This window comes from Christiangramia gaetbulicola (assembly GCF_003054225.1).
GTDB lineage: Bacteria > Bacteroidota > Bacteroidia > Flavobacteriales > Flavobacteriaceae > Christiangramia > Christiangramia gaetbulicola.
In genome coordinates this window covers 889,886-909,126 of record NZ_QBKQ01000002.1, presented here as the reverse complement: position 1 = coordinate 909,126, position 19,241 = coordinate 889,886, and the positions used below count along the sequence as shown (strand labels likewise).

Annotated in this window: 14 protein-coding genes; 1 reads left to right on the top strand and 13 read right to left on the bottom strand. The window is 40.8% G+C overall.

The window, feature by feature from the left end; all coding sequences use genetic code 11:
• Positions 1-14: 14 nt before the first annotated feature.
• The 10 genes from C8P64_RS10855 to C8P64_RS10810 all read right to left on the bottom strand — a co-directional run bounded on the left by C8P64_RS10855 (position 15) and on the right by C8P64_RS10810 (position 14,912).
• Complete coding sequence (locus tag C8P64_RS10855; RefSeq protein WP_108172078.1) at positions 15-1,211, bottom strand: aspartate aminotransferase family protein; 1,197 nt, start codon at positions 1,209-1,211, stop codon at positions 15-17.
• A gap of 1 nt (position 1,212) precedes the next feature.
• Positions 1,213-2,997, bottom strand: a complete 1,785-nt coding sequence (locus C8P64_RS10850; protein ID WP_108172077.1) for an OstA-like protein — start codon at positions 2,995-2,997, stop codon at positions 1,213-1,215.
• A gap of 213 nt (positions 2,998-3,210) precedes the next feature.
• Positions 3,211-4,482, bottom strand: a complete 1,272-nt coding sequence (locus C8P64_RS10845) for an adenylosuccinate synthase (protein WP_108172076.1) — start codon at positions 4,480-4,482, stop codon at positions 3,211-3,213.
• Positions 4,483-4,494: 12 nt separating this feature from the next.
• Entirely contained in the window at positions 4,495-4,950 is a 456-nt protein-coding gene (locus C8P64_RS10840) for a Fur family transcriptional regulator (RefSeq protein ID WP_026934828.1), read from the bottom strand.
• Positions 4,951-4,974: 24 nt separating this feature from the next.
• Positions 4,975-7,185, bottom strand: a complete 2,211-nt coding sequence (locus tag C8P64_RS10835; RefSeq protein ID WP_108172075.1) for a RelA/SpoT family protein — start codon at positions 7,183-7,185, stop codon at positions 4,975-4,977.
• Between the two features lie 35 nt (positions 7,186-7,220).
• Entirely contained in the window at positions 7,221-8,459 is a 1,239-nt protein-coding gene (locus C8P64_RS10830) for a M48 family metallopeptidase (RefSeq protein WP_108172074.1), read from the bottom strand.
• 11 nt (positions 8,460-8,470) lie between these two features.
• Positions 8,471-9,286: a TrmH family RNA methyltransferase gene (locus tag C8P64_RS10825; RefSeq protein ID WP_108172073.1), complete on the bottom strand. Its 816-nt coding sequence runs from the start codon at positions 9,284-9,286 to the stop codon at positions 8,471-8,473.
• Positions 9,287-9,460: 174 nt separating this feature from the next.
• Positions 9,461-10,774, bottom strand: coding sequence for an amidohydrolase family protein (locus C8P64_RS10820; RefSeq protein ID WP_108172072.1), 1,314 nt, complete (start codon positions 10,772-10,774; stop codon positions 9,461-9,463).
• 13 nt (positions 10,775-10,787) lie between these two features.
• Positions 10,788-13,754 carry an amidohydrolase family protein gene (locus tag C8P64_RS10815; RefSeq protein WP_108172071.1) on the bottom strand — a complete coding sequence of 989 codons (2,967 nt, stop codon included), beginning with the start codon at positions 13,752-13,754 and terminating at the stop codon, positions 10,788-10,790.
• An 84-nt stretch (positions 13,755-13,838) separates the two neighbouring features.
• Positions 13,839-14,912 carry a DUF3810 domain-containing protein gene (locus C8P64_RS10810; RefSeq protein ID WP_108172070.1) on the bottom strand — a complete coding sequence of 358 codons (1,074 nt, stop codon included), beginning with the start codon at positions 14,910-14,912 and terminating at the stop codon, positions 13,839-13,841.
• A gap of 88 nt (positions 14,913-15,000) precedes the next feature.
• Between C8P64_RS10810 and C8P64_RS10805 the strand changes: the two genes are divergently transcribed.
• Positions 15,001-16,461, top strand: a complete 1,461-nt coding sequence (locus C8P64_RS10805; RefSeq protein WP_108172069.1) for an aminoacyl-histidine dipeptidase — start codon at positions 15,001-15,003, stop codon at positions 16,459-16,461.
• Between the two features lie 72 nt (positions 16,462-16,533).
• Here C8P64_RS10805 and C8P64_RS10800 read toward each other — a convergent pair whose 3' ends face one another.
• The 3 genes from C8P64_RS10800 to C8P64_RS10790 are packed head-to-tail and all read right to left on the bottom strand — an operon-like array spanning position 16,534 to position 19,240.
• Positions 16,534-17,664, bottom strand: a complete 1,131-nt coding sequence (locus C8P64_RS10800) for a peptidylprolyl isomerase (protein ID WP_108172068.1) — start codon at positions 17,662-17,664, stop codon at positions 16,534-16,536.
• Between the two features lie 2 nt (positions 17,665-17,666).
• Positions 17,667-18,227, bottom strand: a complete 561-nt coding sequence (gene gldI, locus C8P64_RS10795; protein ID WP_108172067.1) for a gliding motility-associated peptidyl-prolyl isomerase GldI — start codon at positions 18,225-18,227, stop codon at positions 17,667-17,669.
• Positions 18,224-19,240, bottom strand: a complete 1,017-nt coding sequence (locus tag C8P64_RS10790; RefSeq protein ID WP_108172066.1) for a DHH family phosphoesterase — start codon at positions 19,238-19,240, stop codon at positions 18,224-18,226. Before C8P64_RS10790 ends, gldI begins: the two co-directional genes overlap by 4 nt.
• Between the last annotated feature and the right edge of the window lies 1 nt (position 19,241).

Here is a 19,241-nt window from a genome sequence, read left to right as displayed (position 1 = left end):
TGTTAACAAAATAATTAACATTCCTTTTCATTCTTCTCAATCTCAGAGAGTATGTCAACAATAATGCCACAACCTTTCAATATTTCTTCATTTGAGATGGTTAGCGGTGGAGTAAGCCTTACGGCTCGTTTTTCGAACAACAACCAGAAGAGAATTAGTTGTTTTTCTTTAGCAAGAAGGACAAGTTTATCGGCAATTTCGGCAGATTTTAATATTAAGGCCAGCATCAAGCCTGTTCCTCTAATTTCTTCAATTAGAGGGTGCTGTAAGTTTTTTCTGATTAATTCTTCCTTTTCCAGGCTTTGCTGAATAAGATCTGTTTCGGTTAATTCTTTAAGGGTTGCTAAAGCCGCTGCGGCGATCACAGGATTTCCGCCAAAAGTGGTGATATGTCCTAATTTAGGATTATCCATAAGCAGGTCCATTAACTCTTCTGAAGCTGAAAATGCTCCAATTGGTAAACCACCGCCCATACCTTTTCCGAGAACCACTATATCTGGGACTACCCCAAAGTTCTCAAATCCGAAAAGTTTGCCGGTTCTACCGAATCCCGGCTGAATTTCATCGAGTATTAATAGCGCTCCAACTTCCTCGCATTTCTTTTTCACCTTCTGCAGGTAGCTATTTACAGGCATTATAAATCCTGCTCCTCCCTGGATTGTTTCAAGGATAACAGCCGCAGTTTTGTTGGTGATATTAGAAAGCTCGGCTTCGTTATTGAATTCGATAAAAGATATATCCCCAACCAGTGGTCTGAAAGGTTTCACCCTTTCCTCAAAATCCATCAGGCTTAGAGATCCCATAGTATTTCCATGGTACGCGCTTTTAGCAGCGATGATCTCACTTCTTCCGATTGCCCTTCTGGCAAGTTTTAGTGCGCCTTCGATGGCTTCGGTTCCAGAATTAACCAGGTAGGTCTTTTTAAGTGGATCGGGTAAATGTTCTGCCAGTAATTTGGTTAGATCTACTGCTGGTTTCTGGGCGTATTCCCCATAAACCATGACGTGCAGGTATTTTTCTGCCTGCTCTTTTATAGCATTTACAACCGCCGGATGCGCGTGACCTAAACTGCAGGCAGAAACGCCGGCTACGAAATCAAGATGCTGCTTCCCGTCGGTAGTGGTGATATAAGATCCTTTTGCATGAGAGACCTCCAAAGCAAGAGGATGCGGGGTGGTTTGCGCCTGATATTTTAAAAAATCTTCTTTCAATCTACTTCTCCTGTTCAATAACGTTCTTTAAACTATCGTTTTGCTTGATATCTTTCTTCAACGAATCTGTTGAAACCTTGTTCTTGAATTTCAGGCTATCGGTTTCCCTGTTCTTTAAAACATCAGGTTTTAGCCTTGAATTTTCATCAAGCAAAAGATCGTCTTCTTCTCTTTCATCAAAGAATTCTTCGGGTTCATCTGGTAAAGCGATTCCCTGAATCTTCGTGAGTTTTGGTTCAGCTTCGCCTTCAAACAAGCCTTCCTTACTGAGAATTCGCTGTTCTCCACGCCAGTTAAAACCTTGCAGTTGTCGTGCATTTGGAGGGAAATCCTCTTCCGGGGTTAATTGACCATCTACCTGGTTGTAGTAGTAAATATCTTCGATCTGCTGCTCTACGAACAAAATTTCTACCGAACTTGCTAAAGTCTTATTGATACCAATGAGCTCGTTATCGTTATTCCGCATGTAATTAAGCGTTTCGGTATTTTTATCGATAATCACCTTATTAAGGCTGTTGTCGGTAAAATAGCCCACCAGTTCCTTTCCTTTTAACTGGTTATAACCTTCAATACTATCTTTCTGGATCAGGAAGGCGTTATCGAAAACCAGTAAAGAATCCAGTTGCTCGGTTTTGGTATTGCTCTGCAGGTGAATGCTGTCGCCGGTCATCTGGTTGTCACCAGACCATAATACCGGTTTCCCATTCCCTCTGCTGCTAATATTGATCAGTTTGGTAAGACCAGATTGCTGATCTGAAAAAATAGAATCACTTCTTCCGCTCATCGGATTTTCTCCTAACCGGTCTTCCTTGAAGATCCTAACGTCATAATAACCTCTGATAATACGCTTTTCGGGTTTCCCTGTGATCATGATGGTGTCACTGTGGATAAAAAGAGTATCTCTGTCCTGTAGACTGGCAGCTAATGCTTTTTTGGTGATGAAAACAGAATCCTTATCCCTGTAAACTTCGGCATAATGACCGGTCACCCGGCTGTTATTAATGGTATCTATAACCCTGATATTGTTGGTGGCAGAGGCAAAGCTATTCTGCCGGTTGAAGTAGAGACTATCACCTTTAAGGATACGGTTGTCATAGTTTATCTGGGAATTCTTTACGAAATAACCATTATCTGCCCGGGTGTCATAAAAGCCTCTTTCGCAATAGACCGTACTGGTTTCACTTTTAATGGTCGAGGGGCCATATAAATAGGCATGCCCGCTTTCCGAATAAAAATCCAGTTGCTCGGAGTTAATGGTGTATTCAGGGTTTTTTACGACTACTTTATTTATGAAACTGTATTTATCATCTTCCATGTAATACCTGCCGATCCTGCTGGTTAGCACACTGGCCGTGTCGGTAACTTTTCCTCCACTGCGGTAATATGCCTGTTGTTTTATCCGATCAAAGAAAAGACTGTCGGTTTCCAGGGTGGTTTGCGGCCGCCTCATTTTTACATTTCCACTGGCGAAGGCAAATTCTGTATTTCCATTATATTCTGCATAATTACTGGTCATGCTTACGCTGTCCCCCTGTTGCATGCGTATGTTTCCGTAGGCTTTAAAGAAATTGGCAGACTTGTAGAATACGGCATTATCACACCAGACTTCTATCCCGTCATGATCAAAATACACCTGGTTATCTACTTTACTCAGGATAAGTGCTCCCGGATATCTTTCTTCGTTCTTTAAAGTTCGATCTGAATCATAGTTGATTTCCTGATTTTTTTGAGCTAAAACCTGCAAAGAAGTAAGGAGAACCAATAATGAAATGAAATATGTTTTCAAGTAGCTTAATTTTTTTTCAAAAGTAAGAAAATTACAGCTATGAAATCTTATGACAAGTTTTAGCAAAATCTGGAGTTGAATGAAAAATCAAGCTGTTCAAAATTCAATGAAGCGAGCTCTGGAATTCATATTTCTACTATTTTAAATGATACTCTTGCCAATAGAAAAGGCTGCCAGTTGGCAGCCTTTTATTAAGATATCAAATCTCTGATATTATCTCGTGATCGTTTGTTTTCTATCCGGACCTACAGAAACGATCGTAATTGGCGTTTCCAGTTCCTTTTCAAGAAAATCTACATAATCGTTAAATTCTTTTGGTAAAGAAGAAGCGTCTTTCATTTTAGTAAGATCTTCTTTCCATCCTTTTACTTCAGTATAGATTGGTTCAAGATTCTCCGGTTCTATATTGAAAGGAAGATGGGTGATCTCATCACCTTTGTACTTGTATGCGGTACAAACTTTTAATGTATCGAATCCGCTAAGTACATCACCTTTCATCATGATTAGCTGTGTGATCCCGTTTACCTGTACGGCATATTTCAGCGCAACAAGGTCTAACCATCCGCAACGTCTTTTTCTACCGGTAGTAGCACCAAATTCATTTCCTACTTTACCCATTCTTTCGCCAACTTCATCAAAAAGCTCGGTTGGGAAGGGGCCACTTCCAACTCTGGTAGTATAAGCCTTGAAAATTCCAAAGGCATCCCCGATATTTCTAGGAGCAACTCCCAAACCTGTACAGGCTCCGGCAGCAGTGGTGTTAGAAGAAGTTACGAAAGGATATGTTCCAAAGTCGATATCCAGTAAAGATCCCTGGGCACCTTCAGCAAGAATGGTCTTACCGTTTTTCATCGCCTGGTGAAGGTATTCCTCACTGTCAATGAAAGTAAGTTCTTTTAATGTTTCTATGGCTGTCCAGAATTCTTTTTCCAGTTCAGCTAGATCATACTGCACATCTACATCGTAGAAAGCGATCATTTTCTCATGCTTATCTGCAAGAGTGCGGTACCTTTCTTTCCAGTCCTCCAGTTCAAGATCTCCCACACGTAGACCATTTCTACCGGTCTTATCCATGTAAGTTGGTCCAATTCCTTTTAGGGTAGAACCAATTTTAGCCTTTCCTTTTGATGCTTCAGAAGCAGCGTCCAGAAGTCTGTGCGTAGGAAGGATTAAATGTGCTTTTCTAGAAATAAGAAGCTTAGACTTATAATCTACATTGTGTTTTGCCAGGTTATCCAGTTCCCTTTTAAAGATCACCGGGTCTATAACCACACCGTTACCAACAAGATTAATACTGTCATCGTGAAAGATACCCGATGGGATGGTGTGTAAAACGTGTTTCTGACCGTCGAACTCTAAAGTGTGTCCCGCATTTGGTCCACCCTGAAAACGGGCAATAATATCGTATTTGGAGGTAAGGACGTCAACAATTTTGCCTTTTCCTTCATCACCCCATTGAAGACCTAGTAGTAAATCTACTGCCATGAATTTTGAAACTTAATTGGTTGATTTTTTATTTCCGTAAAAGTAGAGAGAATGTTTTTTGATCTCTATATCAAAAACTTCCTCTATAGTTTGCTTGATACTCTGTATACGTGGATCGCAAAACTCGATTACTTCACCGGTATCTGTAAGTATAATGTGATCGTGTTGACGATCAAAATATGATTTTTCGTATTGAGCCTGGTTCTGACCAAACTGGTGTTTTCTAACGAGACCGCATTCCAGTAATAATTCGATAGTATTATATAAGGTGGCGCGACTAACCCGATATTTCTTGTTCTTCATTTTTATGTAAAGAGACTCAATATCAAAGTGATCGTCAGAATTATAGATCTCCTGAAGAATGGCAAAGCGCTCCGGTGTTTTACGGTGCCCTTTTTCCTCGAGATATTTGGTGAAAACGTTTTTAACGACCGCCTGATCGTTCTTATTTACAACTTTTTTGCTCATAATTTGCTCTGCAAAGGTAAAAGTTTATTCACGGCTAACCTTGTCTATCCCGTTAATTTTTTTCAGCCTCTGAATGATGGTATTTAGAATATTATTATTCTTTACCACCAGCGTGATACGGCCGCTGAATACACCATCTGAACTGTCGAAATTCAGGTTTTTCATGTTCACGTGCATGTTACTGGAAATTTCTTGGGTGATCTCGCTTACCAGCCCTAAATTATCTATACCCTGAAGGTTGATAACAGCCGTAAAGTCCTGCTGCGAGCTGTCTATCCATTTAGCCTGGATGATCCTGTAAGCATAATTACTTTGTAACTGCAATGCATTTGGACAATCTTTTTTATGAACTTTTATCCCGTCGTTTACCGAAATAAATCCAAAAACATTGTCCCCGGGTATAGGATTACAGCAATTAGAAAGTTTATATTCCAGTTTTTCCTCTTCCTTACCGAATACAAGCTGATCATATTTTGCAGTAACTTCCTCTTTATCCAGATCTATGGAAACCTGAGGTTTTTTGATCTTGCTTTTAAAATAGCTTACCAGAGAGTTACTTCTTGAACTGGCGAACTCTTTCAGCATTTTATTGTCGATCTTACCAATCCCTACACGATAGAAAAGGTCCAGACTGGTTTTCAGGTTAAAATAAACCACCAGCTCATTGATAGACTTTTCGTTGAACTGAATCTTCTGAGCTTTTAGCTTTCTGGCCAGTACAGCTTTTCCATCTTCGGCAATTTCCTTTTTCTCCTCCTTAAGAGAAGATTTGATCTTTGCCCTTGCCCTGGCGGTATTCGCATAATCCAGCCAGTTTACATTTGGCTTGGCATTATCTGAGGTGATGATCTCAACCTGGTCACCACTCTTTAATTCATGACTTAGTGGAACCAGTTTGTTGTTCACTCTGGCTCCCCTGGTATGTAATCCAATTTCGGTATGAATGCTAAAAGCAAAATCCAGCGGGGAAGAACCTTTTGGTAAAGATTTAAGATCACCCTGCGGAGTAAAAACAAATATCTCCTTGGAGTAGAGATTCAGTTTGAATTGCTCCACGAAGTCGACCGCGTTAACATCCGGACTTTCCAGCGCCTCCTGTAAACGGGTTACCCATTCTTCAAATCCTCTTTCTTCTTTATTATTATCTCCCTGTTTGTATTTATAGTGAGCCGCATATCCTTTTTCTGCGATCTCGTTCATACGCTCACTCCTAATCTGCACTTCAACCCAGCGACCTTTGGGACCCATTACCGTAATATGTAATGCTTCATACCCGGTAGATTTCGGGGAGGATATCCAATCTCTTAGCCTAGTTGGGTTAGGGCGGAAGTGATCTGTAACTATAGAATATATTTTCCAGGCTAGAAACTTTTCCTGTGAAGGTTCGCTACGGTAAATAATTCTAATAGCAAACTTATCGTAGATCTCGTCAAAACTAATATTCTGAGCCTTGATCTTTCGATTAATGGAATAAATGGATTTAGGACGGCCTTTAATGTCATAATCCAGCTCCTCCTTGTCCAGGGAATCCTGGATAACCTTGCTAAACTCTTTTATATACGCATCCTGGTCCTCCTTACTTTCCTTGATCTTGGTAAGTATGTCGTGATAAACTTCAGGTTCGGTATATTTTAATCCCAGATCCTCAAGTTCGGTTTTGATATTATAAAGCCCGATCCTGTGGGCCAGGGGAGCATAGATATAAAGTGTTTCTGAAGCGATCTTTACCTGCTTATCTGGCCTCATCGAGTCCATGGTCTGCATATTATGCAGCCTGTCTGCGATCTTGATAATAATTACCCTTACATCATCATTTAGGGTAAGTAGCATCTTCCTGAAATTCTCTGCCTGTAGCGATACATCTTTGTCCTTTTTAAGGCTGGAGATCTTGGTAAGACCATCTACGATCTTTGCTACGGTTTCCCCGAACATGCTCCTAAGATCTTCCAGGGTATATTTTGTATCCTCTACAACATCATGAAGCAATGCAGCCGCAATAGAAGTGGCATCCAGACCAATTTCTGAAGCTACGATCTTCGCCACCGCGATAGGGTGGAAGATATAAGCTTCTCCAGATTTACGACGCTGATCTTTATGAGCATCCACAGCCGTATCAAAAGCCCGCCGAATCAACTTCTTGTCGTCTTCGGTAAGGGTTTGATAGCTTATACGCAGGAGTTCTTTATACTGCCTCGCGATCTGCTTGTTCTCTTTTGCTATAGCCGCCTCTGTCATGGGATAAAAATACAATTAAGATTATAAGGAAACAACTAAATCCCGGCCTTCAAATTGCGATAGCGCTGCAGCAGACTGGGATGAGAGTAATGTACAAAAATATAGGCTTTGTGAGGAGTTAAATTGCTCAAAGTGTTTTTGGATAATTTCTTCAAACTCGAGATCAAAGAATCACCATTATAAGTGGTTTTTGCATAATTATCTGCCTGGTATTCAAATTGCCTGGAAATATAGTTCATGATCAAACCGGTGATCTCTGAAATTGGACTGTATAAGATTCCAAAAGCGACCAGGCCTATATGAAAACTTGGTTTCGCCACTCCAAGAGCTTCTGATAGAACCGGATTTCCAACAAAAAGTGATAGTAACCATAGAGTGAATCCTGTGGTTAGAATCGAGGCAAAAAGGTTAACGATAATATGATTTTTCTTGTAATGTCCAACCTCGTGAGCCAGAACGGCTACGATCTCTTCTTCTTCCAGATCGTTGATGAGCGTATCATAAAGAGTGATCCTTTTCTCGCTGCCAAAACCAGAAAAATAAGCGTTTGCTTTGGTGCTTCTTTTTGAGCCATCTATCACGAAAATATTATCCAGCTGGAAACCTACACTTTTTGCATATTGTTCGATCTTCGTTCTAAGAGAACCATCGCTCAAAGGAGTTTGCTTGTTGAATAATGGAACTATGAGTTTCGCGTAGAACATGTTCATGAAAACCGAGAAAACAGCTACCAGGATCCAGGCGTACCACCAGAAATTATCCCCGGCGATCTGATAGAACCAGACGATAAGCGCGAGGATGCCCCCACCAATAATTGCCGTCATGCCTAGTCCTTTTAATTTGTCCAGAAAGAAAGTTCCTTTTGTGGTCTTGTTGAACCCATATTTCTCTTCGATCACAAAAGTGCTGTACCAGGAGAATGGGGTCATGAGAATATCACTTCCCAGCATGATAATGCCGAAGAAAATAAGGGCGATAAGTATTGAATTATCGGTAATGCTTCTGGCAATATTATCAACATAGGCAAAGCCATCGAAAATGATAAAACCAAGGGTTAGCAGAACTGAAAAAGTGCTGGTTATCAATCCGAATCTAAAGCGTTCTTTTTTATAGCGCTGCGACTTTTCATATTCTTCTTTTTCATAGACATCTGCTAGTTCTGCAGGAACCGGATCGTTAAAATGTTTGGCATTAAGCCCATCAAGAATCTTGTCGATTATAAAATCGACCACGATAATGGCTATGATTATATAGAAAAGAGTTTCTGGTGTCAAGTTATTCAGGTTTATTCAGGGTGTGTGATTCGTTGTCTTTTGGCTTCAAAGATCAGTATTCCCGCGGCGACCGAAACATTCATCGAGTCGATCTCACCATGCATGGGGATAATTATGTTTTGAGTTGAATTTTTCAACCATTCCTCGCTTAATCCGGTAGCCTCGGTGCCCATCACGATAGCAGATGCTTTTTTGAAATCTATCTCATGATAGGGTTTTGATGCCTGCAATGCAGCCGCATAAATTTTGATATTATGTCGTTGTAAGAACTCAATAATTTCAGAGGTAGATCCAGTAGCGATTTTATTGGTGAAAATACAGCCCACACTACTTCTAATGATATTCGGGTTGTAAAGATCTGTCTTAGGATTAGCTATTATTACCGCATCAACCGCTGCGGCATCTGCAGTTCTCAAGATAGCGCCAATATTTCCCGGTTTTTCAGGAGCTTCTGCCACCAGGATAAGGGGAGTGGAAGTATTAAATTTAAGGTCTTCCAGCGAATGTTCTTTGGTTTCAAATACCGCGATCAAACCTTCAGTGCTTCCCCGGTAGGCTATTTTTTCATATACCTCAGTGCTTATCTCGGTGATAGCGGCAGGTTTTTCAGTATTCGATTTTGAAATTTCCAGGACTTCCTGGAAATCGACCAGTTCTGGTACAAAATAGAGGTGAAGGGGGATATATCCACCTTTAATGGCCAGGGAGATTTCTCTTTGCCCTTCCATAACAAAAGCGTTTTCCTTTCTGCGATTACGGGACTTTTCCTGCAACTGCAGCAGCCATTTTATCTCCTTGTTCTGCGAGCTGGTGATCTGTTTTAACATAGGCGTAAAAATACGTAGATAATAGGCATAAAAAAAGTTGCCTGAAAAGTTAATAAACCCTGTCATACTGAGCGTAGTCGAAGTTTTAAGACTCACTCAAAAGCCTTCGACTACGCTCAGGCTGACGTTATTTAGGGTTCAACCTTTCAGGCAACTTTAAAATATCAGAAAATATTATTCGCTTTCCTGGTCTTTATATTTCTTGGAATATCTCTTCCAAAGTTCAGTTTGATGCGTTTCCAGGCTAACCTCTCTTCCGTCTATAAAGGCGTGGGAAAGAATATTTCCACGCATATCCAGCGCATCCCCTTCAGAAATGAATAAGGTGGCAGATTTACCTTTTTCCAGACTACCGTAATGCTCATCTATTCCTAGGATCTTTGCGGTATTCAAAGTAACTAGTTTCAGAGCCTCTTCTTTATCCATACCATAGGCTGCAACCGTTCCTGCATAGAATGGGAGGTTCCTGGAATTCATTCTTTCCATTTGTCCGCTTCCTTCAATGGCTACCAGTACTCCTTTTTCATTAAGCAGGTTGGCTAATTTGTATGGATAATCATAGTCTTCGTAATCTTCTTCAGGAGTGCTGTGAGGCCTGGTTACCAATACAGGAATATCATTGTTCTTTAGGGTTTCGGCCACATCAAGAGCATAATACCCTCCAACGATAACAACATTTTTAAGCCCGTGCTCTTTTTTGAACTGAACCACATCCAGGATCTCTTTTTCACCGTCTACGTGCACAAAGACCTTTTTGTCTCCGCTGAATACGGTTTCCATGGCCAGGTAAGGCAAATTCTTATAATCCCTTTTTCCTTCAAGATATGCCTTTGCCGAGATAAAGAAATCTGAAAGTTCCTGCACATCCTCCTGGTATTCCTTATTCGCCTTTAGATCTGGGTCTTCACCTCTCCACCAGCGTCCTCTTTGGTAAGAATCTGGCCAGTTGATGTGTAAACCATCATTTTCCTTTACTACCGCATCTTCCCAGTTCCAGGCGTCGAACTGAACAATAGAAGAGGTACCGGAAATCCTACCACCGCGAGGCACGATCTGTCCAAGAAGAACACCATTAGGTCTCATGGATTCCACGATCTTGCTTTCGGCATTATAGGCGATCAAACTTCTTATGTTTGGTAACATTTCACCCATTTCGTCTTCATCCTGGGTTGCTTTTACGGCAGCGATCTCTACCAGCCCAAGCGTTGAGTTTGGTGCAATGATCCCTGGGTAAACGTGTTTTCCTTCGGCATTTATGATCTTACCTGGATATTGTCTTTTGGTAAGGCTTTTAGCGATTACCTCGGCTATTTTACCATCTTCCAGAATGATCAGGCTGTTTTCGATGATCTCGCCATTGCCCAAATGAGCGGTGGCACCAACGATCGTGATCGGTTCCGACTGTTTTGCAGCAGGCGTTTGTTGGGCGAAGCTATTTCCTGAAATTACCAGGATCGCCATTATTAGATATATGTTGAATTTTTTCATTTTGCTCAATTTTTTATTTAACCTCTTCCAGTAGGTCACAATGAACTCTTTGTTTTTCCTCTATGGTTACCGGCTGAGTTTTCACTCCGTTGTTCTTTGCTTTCAGCATTTGGCCAATAAGCTCATTACGCTCTCTTTTAATGTCTTTGCGCATTTCTGAATCGCGTTCGATATCAAAATAGAAAACTCCTTCTACCATAGTTTTTTCAGGTTTCGCGTATACAGATAATGGATGATCGTTCCAAAGAACAAGATCTGCCTGCTTTCCTGTTTTTATACTACCTACCAGATCATCAACATGCAGAAGTTTCGCCGGATTGATGGTCACCATCTTCCATGCTTCTTCTTCGCTCATGCCGCCATATTTAACGCTTTTAGCAGCTTCCTGGTTAAGTCTTCTACTCATTTCGGCGTCGTCACTGTTTATCGCCACGGTAAGACCAACTTCATTCATGATAGATGCATTATATGGGATGGCATCGTTTACCTCATATTTATATGCCCACCAGTCTGAGAATGTGGAAGCGCCAACTCCATGTTCCTTCATTTTATCGGCTACCTTATAACCTTCCAGAATATGGGTGAACGTATTGATGTTAAATCCGAACTTCTCGGCCACTTTCATAAGCATATTGATCTCGCTCTGAATATAGGAGTGAGAAGATACGAAGCGTTCTCCATTAAGAATTTCAACCAGGGTTTCCATTTCCAGGTCTTTTCTGAAACCTTCTTCATTTTTACTGGTTTCGTAAGCTTTGGCGCGGCTGAAATAATCCGTAAAAACCTGCTCTACACCCATACGGGTTTGAGGAAATCTACCGCCACTCCAGTTTGATTGCTTCACATTTTCACCCAAAGCGAACTTGATAAATGGAGGTGCCTGTTCAAAGATCATATTATCGGCAGATTCGCCCCATTTCAGTTTTAATATTGCTGAACGTCCACCAATTGGGTTCGCTGAACCATGCAATAACTGAATAGTGGTAACTCCACCAGCAAGGTTTCTGTAAATGTTGATGTCGGTAGGATCTACCACATCTTCCATGCTTACTTCAGCAGAAGAATTGTGACCGGATTCATTGATTGCTGATGCCGCGATATGTGAATGCTCATCGACGATACCAGCGGTAAGATGTTTTCCGGTAGCATCGATCACCTTAGCTCCACCAGCACTAAGATCTTTCCCGATCTTAATGATCTCGCCATTTTTTACAAGAACATCTGTATTTTCAAGAACTCCTTCATCTTCACTGGTCCAAACGGTAGCATTTTTGAAAAGTACATTTTCCTGTTTTGGTAAATTTTTGAAACCGTAGGCGATATTCGGGTAAGTGACTGGAACAACTTTATGTGTTTCAGCCTCTTTATCCTTTTTATCTTTTTTATCCTTGTCTGAATCCTTTTTCATTATGGCCTGGAAGCTTGTCTCGTTTCCATTTGGAAGAATGGCTTTTCCAGAGAATTGCTCTGTCTGAGCTGGAATATTTGCTACCAGTCTTATAAATTCAGTTTTTGTAGTGTCTGGAGAAGACAATAGCAGATTCATCCAGTTGTCATTAAAACTGATCTTAGATCCTATTTTGGTATCGCCAAGTTTCAGCTCGGTTTTAGGACTGGATGGTTCACCTTTGATATTCAGAGAATAGGTTTTTCCGTCAACTTTCAGGTCATAATTACCAGTGATATTGGTAACGTCCATGCTGTTCAGCAGTTTCTTTTCACCTTGTATCCAGTTCTCATAAATAGTCGTCTTTTTATCGAAATAGTCTCCAGAAGTGATCAGGAAATTAGCCCAGGCACCTTCTTTAATAACCCCGATCTTTCCTTCCTGTCCTATAGTTTTAGCTGGAACGGTAGTTAAAGCCGCTAAGGCCGCCTCTTTAGATAAACCAAAATCAATTGCTTTTAAAAGGTTGGTTTTAAAGTCTTTTTCGGCATCTATGGAATGTGTGGTCAGGGTAAATGGAACTTTATTTTCCGCGAGCATTTTAAGGTTCGCCGGAGCCTGGTTCCATTCGCGCATTTCCTCAAGGCTTAATTTGTTGGCCAGGTATGGATCTTCCACGTCAAAAGCATTCGGAAATTTCAGAGGCACGATATAGGTCGCGTTCGAAGCTTTTACTTTATCTATTCTTTGATACTCTTTTCCGCTTCCAACAATTACATATTGAACACCGAATTCATCCCCGATCTTATCGGCTCTAAATTCATTCAGAAGATTATCTGTAGCGAAGATCTGCACCAGATCCTTATTCTTATTAAGTGCTTCCAGGGCAAGATCCTTGTTTTTAGCATTTCCGTTGCCGTACCATTTGGCATCCAGATAGGCCTGTCTTATCAAGGCCATGCTTCCCATTATAGAAGTTGGATAGGCCTGTCTTGACTGTACACTTTTATCGAAAGAAAGATATTGTGATGATCGCTCATTCAGGATTCTGTCACCTTCAGTTACTCCGGGAGTCAATGCAACCAGCATCCCGGTTCCTCTTATAATTCCATCAGGTACGTGTGTGTTCACCACTCCAAAACCTGCTTTATGGAATTTTTCAGCTTCCTTTTTATCAAAGCTGAAATTAGCAATCGCTTCAGTGTCTGGTTTAATGTGATCATTCCAGTAATAACCTTCACGGCCAGCATCATATTGAACAGAGTTACCGTTTTCAGCCTTTTTCGGCTTCGGAATCCCGAAGTCGCTATAAAGATCTATGAAAGAAGGATAGACTTCCTTGCCTTTTAGATCGATGATGATACTGTTTTCAGGAACATTGATAGATTTTCCTACCGCGGTAATTTTCCCTTCTTTGATAGCAAACATCCCGTTCTCGATCACGTTTTGTGGATCTATATGGATCTTTGCGTTTTTAAATACGGTGTAATTGGTGTTTCGGGTCTTTACACCATCATTTTTAGGGAAGTATTCCTGAGACTGCATGCTAAATGCACTAAGGAATATCCCTAAGATCAATAATTTTAATTTCATAAAATTTAGTGGATTAAGTATAAAATAGATTGGTCTAAAATTTAAGACCCTGAAAGTAATAAAATTTGCAGAAATTTTAACCTTCTATAGTGCATTACGCGTATCATCGAAATAATTTACCAGTAAAGCCACCACGTAACTATAGCTTTTCATCCCATCTGACTGGTTATTTACGATAAGATAACGGTTGTAGGTAGCCTTGAAAATGGGTTCGAAAGGATTTTGATGTTTGAGCCAGAACTCATCTACTTCACGATAATTCTTGATGATGCCCGGGTTGATCTCACAAATTAACTCCTCGGCCTTGGTACGGTCTCTTCTGTATAGTTCGCTCAGGCAATAGCTAAGCGCAAAGGTATATCCCGAGTATCTGAAATACTCATTTGGATGGTTCATAGTAACCAGGCAGGCAATAAAATTTGCCTCATTTTCCTTGGCGAAACCCAATTGATGACCGACTTCGTGACTAGCAGTGGTGGGGATCTTGTAGGGTAGGATCATGGTATTTACCTGGGCTTCATTAGTTAGAGGATTCAGATAACCGTTAAAACCCATATAGGTTAGGGGAAGGCTGTAAATAGATCTTTTCAGCGCCTCTCCATTGTAAGCTAATTCTGGAAAATCTTTTTGTATATGGTCATAACCTTGCAGGGTAATATCAAATAGTTCCTCCTTGGTGAAATCGTATTCGACTTTAATAGAATCATTTTGAACGAGCTCTGAATGAAGTTCATTGGATTTATCAATGAGGGTTTCTGTTAGGCTGATCAGTTTCTCGGTGGTATAATCACTTTCTATTTCCAGACTTTTGTGCAGAGGTAAGCGATAGTAATTAAAACCCCAGAACAGGTGAAAGCAAAAATAGATCACAGAAAGCGTGGCCAGGGTATCGGGGATCCAGATCTTCGGATTTTTAAATCTTTGCGAAATTCGCCTTACCAGCCAGGAAATAGCCAGAAGGATCAGTATAGCATAAAGAAAGTCTCCTAAAGAGAAAGGCACAATACCAAGACTGTAGCGCATTACTTTGGAGATCACAGGATACAGGCCATGGGAATAATATTCCTCCACGAAGCCTGAATAGCCAGATAAGAACCTGATAGCAATGATCTGCACCGGAAACAGGATGGCGAGTAATAGGACTGATTTTCTCTTCACGGCTTAAAAATACAAATATTAGGAAGGGCTCAAATTTTAGAAATCGGTAATTTCGAATACCTTTGTGAAGATACCAAAAATTAGATCAATGAATGAAGAAATAAGAGATCTGGAACCCAAAGTCTTATGGAATAAATTTGCCGACTTGAATGCTGTTCCCAGGCCATCCAAAAAGGAAGAAAGAGTAATAGAATTCATAAAAAATTTCGGAAATAATTTAAATCTCAAGACCGAGGTAGATAGCGTGGGTAATGTGGTTATCTACAAACCTGCTACCAAGGGCATGGAAAGCCGTAAAAAGATCGTATTACAGGCGCATCTGGATATGGTGCATCAAAAAAATAACGATACAGATTTCGATTTTGATTCCCAGGGCATAGATATGTATGTAGATGGTGACTGGGTTCGCGCAAAGGGAACTACACTTGGAGCCGATAATGGTCTTGGAGTAGCTACGATGATGGCGATCCTGGAAAGCGATTCTATCGAGCATCCTGCTATTGAAGCTCTTTTTACTATAGATGAAGAAACGGGAATGACCGGGGCCAAAGGTTTAAGTCCAGATCTACTGGAAGGTGACATTCTTCTGAACCTGGATACCGAGGAAGATGATGAAATAGGAATTGGTTGTGCCGGTGGTGTTGATATCACGGCAACAAAGCAATACAGCGAAGAAAAAATGCCTGATAGCTACAGAACTTTTTCCGTGAAGGTTAAAGGTCTGCAAGGTGGGCACTCCGGGATGGATATTATAAAAGGTCTTGGGAATGCCAATAAGATGATGAATCGTTTACTGGTGAATACTTCTGAAGATCTAAAACTTCGAATTTCTGAAATTAATGGTGGTGGTCTAAGAAATGCCATTCCAAGAGAAAGTGAAGCGATCGTAGCAGTTCCAGATACAGAGGTTGAAAGTTTCAAAAAAGAGATCGAAACCCGCGCGGCAGAGATAAAAGCTGAATATGCTTCTCTTGAACCAAACCTGGCGATCGAGGTGCAGATGGTTACTTCTCAAAATTCGATCATGGACCTGAAGTCCCAGCGTGAAGTTCTTCTGGCGTTAGCCGGAGCTCATAATGGGGTTTACAGGATGAGCCCGGAAATTGGAGGACTTGTAGAAACCTCCAATAACGTTGCGAATGTAACGCTTAAAGATGGCGAAGTGCATATTAAATGTCTAACCAGGAGTTCTGTAGAATCTTCTAAGAATGACCTGGCATCTTCGCTTAAAGCGGTATTTGAACTGGCAGGTTTTGAGGTGAAACTTTCTGGGGAATATCCTGGATGGGCACCAAATAGTGATTCGGCTATTTTAAAGACACTTGATGAGATCTACCAGAAAATGAATGGTGAAAAAGCGGATATTGCTGCTTGCCATGCAGGGCTCGAGTGCGGAATAATTGGAAGTCACTACCCGAATATGGATATGATCTCCTTTGGACCAACCATAAGGGGAGCACACTCTCCAGATGAAAGGGCTAGTATTAGTTCAGCTCAGAAATACTGGAAGTTCTTACTGGAAGTATTAAAGAATATTCCTGAGAATTAGGATTCAGGATTAGAAAAATAAAAAGCCCTTAAGAAATTTCTTAAGGGCTTTTTTATATTCAGAAGGAACGGCTTACTTAGTGTCGTTAGCCATTTCTACTAGTTCTATTCTAAAGATAAGGTCGGTATTTGGAGGGATTACTCCGCCGGCACCTCTTTCTCCGTATCCAAGCGCGCTTGGTATCCAGATCACAGCTTCATCTCCAATGCTCATTTGCTGAATTCCTTCTTTAAATCCAGGGATCATTGGAGCATCCGGTCCGTAAACCATCGCCATTGGGCTATACATTCCCTGTGAATCTCTACGGTGATCGTAGATTCCGTATTCTTGAGCTAGTTCTTTTTTGTTAGTGTCGAAAACTGTTCCGTCTGCGAAGTATCCTTCGTAGTTAACTTTTACTTTCTGGCCGTTCTTAGGTTTTTCACCATCGACCTTATTTTCGAAGTATATTTTAAGACCACTGTCTAAAGAATCGGCTTTAGATTCCAGTGCTTCGAATTCTGAAGCTTTTTCAGCAGCCATTTCCTGCATTCTTTTAGCTTCAGCTTCTTTTTCTGCTTCAACATCTGCTAATTCAGACTCAAAAACCTTAGGAGCGTCGAAGTTTTTAGCGGCGCTTCCCTTACGAATAATATTCACCTCGTTCATCACAACATCCTTTAAAGGCTTGTCACGTGGTCCGGTTTCAACTTTCCCGATAGAATCCACAACGTCCTGACCTTTTACGATCTTTCCGAATACAGTATGTCTGCCATCCAGCTGTTGTACTGGAGCAAGAGTGATAAAGAACTGGCTACCGTTTGTTCCCGGACCTGCATTGGCCATAGAAAGCACACCTTTAGAATCGTGACTTAGGCTGTCTACGAATTCATCTGGATATTTGTAACCAGGACCACCGCTTCCGGTTCCTGTTGGATCACCACCTTGGATCATGAAACCGTCGATAATACGGTGAAACACCAATCCGTCATAATATTTTTTCCCTTTATAAGTACTGTCAGCCATTTTGCTGGTCCCTTCTGCAAGAGAAACGAAGCTGGCCACGGTCATAGGGGTTTCTTCAAAGTATAATTCAGCAACTATTGGTCCCATAGAAGTGTTGAATTCGGCATACATACCGTCTTCCAATTCTGGGTACTCCTCATTACACGCGAATAAGGATAGTGCTACTGTTAATAGTAAAAAAATGCTTTTTGTTTTCATTCTTAATTGTTGGTTTCTAGTTCAGATTCTTCTTTTATTTCATGCAAAGTCACCTTTGCGGTAATAGGCACATTACTGCCTATTTTTTCTTTATCGCCGTAATAACCGAAAGCTTTATGAGAAGGAAAAAGAAAAGTGACAGTTTCTCCTTCTTTCATCAATTTTAATCCCTGTCTTAAGCCTGTAAAAAGCTTTTCCTTATCCATGGAATACTCCCTGGTGGGTTTATCGCCTTCAGCATAAATAGTTTCACCTTCTATGGTGGAGATGGAATAGTCGAAAACTACCATATCCCCGAATTCAGGAGTTCTGGTATTTGTGCTATCGGTAGATTTATTATTGTAGTAATACCAGAAACCATCTGCAGAGGAAAGGTATTCGGTATCGGTATTTTCTCCCATTACTTGCTTGATGTAATCTTCTTCCTTGGCGATCATCTCCTTGTTTCGTTCTACAGATTCATCTATATAAGAACCGGAATTTTGAGAAACAGGATATCTCGCCTCTGGAGTTTTACATCTAACAACAGACAGAATAACTAATAATAGGATTAAAATTTTCATTTTCTAAGCTGTTCAGAATATTCAGGTAAGATCTCGTTGAATTTTACAATGGTATCATTCAAGGACAGATCGCTTTTTCCGCCGGCAGCATTTATATGGCCTCCACCTTCAAAATGCGCTCTCGCGAATTTATTCACGTCGAAATCTCCTTTAGATCTAAAAGACATTTTTATAAGGTCTTCGTTCGCTTTTTCTATAAAAATTACCGCGAAAATTATTCCATCAAGAGCAAGGCCGTAATTCACAAAACCTTCGGTATCTCCTTTTTGAAAATTATGGCGGTCCAGTTCTTCCTGGGAAAGGCTTATATAGGCCGTTCTTAGTTCTTTATTTACTTTCAGGTTTTGAAGCGCAGTACCTAATAACTGTAATTTATTTTCAGAATTAGTATCGAAAATATTATTGTGTATCTGGTCGTTCTTAGCGCCCTTATCAATAAGATCGGCGATCGCTCTGTGAGTATCGCTGGAAGTTGAGCTAAAACGGAAAGATCCAGTATCGGTCATGATACCTGCGTAAAGACAGGTAGCGATTTCTGGAGTGATCTTTTTATTCGCCCTTAGCTTATCGATGAATTTATACACCATTTCGCAGGTGGAGCTCATTTTAGAATCACTATAAGTGTAGTGCGCGTAGTCTGAAGGTTCCTGGTGATGATCTATCATCACGAAAACGGCATCTGAGGCTACTAAAGATTCATGCATCCCGCCACATCTGGAAAGATGATTGAAGTCTAACGTAAACACGATCTGTGCTTCCTTAATGAGTTTATCGGCCTTTTCCTTTTCAGATTCATAAATGATCACCTCTTCGTTGCCGGGTAACCATTTAAGGAAATGAGGATAATCATTAGGTGCGATAACGGTCGCTTTATGGCCCTTATCTCTTAAAAAATGCATCAGCCCAAGTGTAGAGCCCATCGCATCTCCGTCTGGGCCTTTATGGGGTACAATCACTATATTTTCTGCTTTGGCCAGTTCGGCCGTGATCTCCAGTATTCTTGTGTCTATCATA